The sequence below is a fragment of the Rahnella perminowiae genome, from assembly GCF_019049755.1.
Classification (GTDB): domain Bacteria; phylum Pseudomonadota; class Gammaproteobacteria; order Enterobacterales; family Enterobacteriaceae; genus Rahnella; species Rahnella perminowiae.
Genome location: NZ_JAFMOS010000233.1, coordinates 1 through 2,280 on the forward strand (window position 1 = coordinate 1; position 2,280 = coordinate 2,280).

General features: G+C 56.0%; 1 protein-coding gene. It reads right to left on the minus strand.

What is annotated here, in order from left to right; all coding sequences use genetic code 11:
• On the minus strand, positions 1 to 2,033 hold a 2,033-nt coding region (locus J1785_RS01620; RefSeq protein WP_274388845.1), incomplete at its 3' end, for an NADPH-dependent 2,4-dienoyl-CoA reductase.
• Between the last annotated feature and the right edge of the window lie 247 nt (positions 2,034 to 2,280).

The window sequence follows — 2,280 nt, forward strand, 5'->3', positions numbered from 1 at the left end:
ATTTTCAGTGCCAGCCGGGTACCCTGATCGATAGCACGGCGGGCATCGAGTTCGACGGCCACGTCTGCGCCACCAATCAGATGTACGGTTTGACCGGCCTCCTGCAATGGCTGATACAATGCGCGCTGGGGTTCCTGCCCGGCGCAGATAATAATGTTATCCACTTCCAGACACACCGGTTCACCGTTCATGATCAGATGCAAACCCGCATCGTCGATGCGTTCGTAGCTGACGCCGCTTTGCATCTTCACGCCACGCTGCAGCAGGCTGGCGCGGTGGATCCAGCCGGTGGTTTTCCCCAGTCCTGCGCCGACTTTGGTGGTTTTGCGTTGCAGCAGAACGATCTCCCGCGCGGCCGGTTCCGGCTGAGGTCCCTGCGGTGCCAGACCGCCGCGATGCGTCAGGCTCTGGTCGATTCCCCATTCGTGGCTGAAGGCCTGAGTACTCAGGCTTGATGACACGCCTTTATGCACCAGATATTCGGCGGTATCAAAACCGATACCGCCCGCGCCAATAATCGCGACACGCTGACCGACCGGTTTTTTATCGCGCAGCACGTCGAGGTAAGTCAGTACGCTCGGGTGATCAATACCCGCAATATCGGGCAGGCGTGGTGAAATACCGCAGGCGAGGATCACTTCGTCATAACCCGTTAACTGACTGGCGGTGACGGTTTCACCCAGACGCAGTGTAACGCCCAGTAATGTCAGCTGGCGCGAGTAATAACGCAGCGTCTGATAAAACTCTTCTTTGCCGGGGATTTGTTTGGCGACATTAAATTGCCCGCCGATTTCATTGTGTGCATCAAACAATGTGACGTGATGTCCGCGGCTGGCGGCGGTGGTGGCAAAGGCCAGGCCGGCGGGTCCGGAGCCTACCACGGCCAGACGTCTGAGGACTGTCGCACGGCTGACCGGTAACAGCGTTTCCCGACAGGCGCGCGGGTTCACCAGACACGAGGTGACTTCCCCGGCGAATATCTGATCCAGACAGGCCTGATTGCAGCCGATGCAGGTATTGATTTCATCAGCACGCCCTTGTGCGGCTTTTTCGACAAACGCCGGATCGGCAAGGAACGGACGCGCCATCGAGACCATATCCGCACAGCCTTCGGCGAGGATTTTCTCCGCCACTTCCGGGTCATTAATGCGGTTGGTGGTGATCAGCGGAATCCCGACTTTGCCCATCAGTTTTTGCGTCACCCAGCTGAACGCCGCACGTGGAACCAGGGTGGCAATGGTGGGAATGCGCGCTTCATGCCAGCCGATACCGGTATTGATGATGCTTGCGCCCGCCTGTTCGATACGCTGAGCCAGTATTTCGACTTCCTGCCAGTCCGAGCCTTCTTCGACCAGGTCCAGCATGGATAATCGATAAATAATGATGAATTCCCGGCCGCAGGTTTCACGTACGCGGCGCACGGCTTCGGTGGCAAACCGCATCCGGTTATCAGCAGAACCGCCCCAGCGGTCTGTGCGCTGGTTGGTGCGCGCGGCGAGAAACTGATTAATCAGATAGCCTTCTGACCCCATGATTTCCACACCGTCATAACCCGATTCTTTCGCCAGCCGTGCGCAGCGGGCGAAATCCGCCAGCGTGGATTCGATTTCCTCTTCACTCAGTGCATGCGGCGTAAAACGGTTGATCGGTGCCTGAAGGGCTGAGGGGGCAACGGGGTGTGGCTGATAACTGTAGCGGCCCGCGTGAAGGATCTGTAGCGCAATTTTACCGCCAGCAGCATGAACCGCGTCAGTCACTATACGGTGATGCGTGATGTGTTCCTGTTCGGCGAGAACGGAGCCGCCCTGATACACCACGCCTTCTGCGTTAGGGGAGATGCCGCCGGTGACAATAAGCCCAACCCCGGCGGCAGCACGTTGTGCATAAAAGGCCGCCAGGCGCTGAGGCCCGTCTTCCCGTTCTTCCAGCCCGGTATGCATTGAACCCATCAGCACACGGTTTTTAAGTCGGGTAAAACCTAAATCCAGCGGCGCCAGCAGGTGCGGATAAAACAGCGAAGCGCGTTCAGTCATGGAATTCTCTTAAGTGGTCGGATGAGATGAATTCAATTTAGCTGCTGGCAGAGTAATTGGAAAGTCAGTGTGTAATGACTGTGATATGTATCACTGTGCGCAATCTGCTGGGAATGAATTAACGATGATGCCTATTATTTATCGCCGTTTATTCATGAGCAGCGATAATTTTTGAGGGCGGAAAACAGCAAAACATGACAGGTGAAATAGTTATTTCTTTGTTTTTACACAGTATGCGTCTTATTGC